Source organism: Variovorax sp. P2_H12 (assembly GCF_056403395.1).
In genome coordinates this window covers 1-576 of sequence record NZ_JBFUFO010000136.1, presented here as the reverse complement: position 1 = coordinate 576, position 576 = coordinate 1, and the positions used below count along the sequence as shown (strand labels likewise).

The following is a 576-nucleotide window of genomic DNA, read 5'->3' as shown; positions in this document are numbered from 1 at the left end:
CGACCAGGGTGGCCCGGCCGGCCTCCATCGGGCCGCCGGAGACGAAGACCGTCGGGATGTTCAGACGCATCGCGGCCATCAGCATGCCGGGCGTGATCTTGTCGCAGTTGGAGATGCAGATCAGTGCGTCCGCGCAGTGCGCCTCGACCATGTACTCCACGGAGTCGGCGATCAGGTCGCGGGAGGGGAGCGAGTAGAGCATCCCCGCGTGGCCCATCGCGATGCCGTCGTCGACGGCGATGGTGTTGAACTCGCGCGGCACCGCGCCCGCGGCCTTGATGGCATCGGAGACGATCCTGCCCACCGGTGCGAGATGGGTGTGGCCGGGGACGAACTCGGTGAAGGAGTTGGCGACCGCAATGATCGGCTTGCCGATGTCCTCGCTCGCTACGCCCGAGGCCCGCATAAGGGCGCGGGCGCCCGCCATGTTGCGGCCGTGGGTGACAGTGCGGGACCTCAGCTGGGGCATCGTCGCTCGCTCCTTCGACAGATATGACTCCCTCCGAGGGTACGCCTCGGCTCCAAGATCTGGACACTCTGTCCGGAATGCGGGACGGCGTGCTCGCTGTGCGAGCG

Annotated in this window: 1 protein-coding gene; it reads right to left on the bottom strand. The window is 67.9% G+C overall.

What is annotated here, in order from left to right:
* A partial coding sequence (locus AC1DYK_RS35540) for a dihydroxy-acid dehydratase domain-containing protein (protein ID WP_478170544.1) occupies window positions 1–469 on the bottom strand: 469 nt, incomplete at its 3' end.
* Between the last annotated feature and the right edge of the window lie 107 nt (window positions 470–576).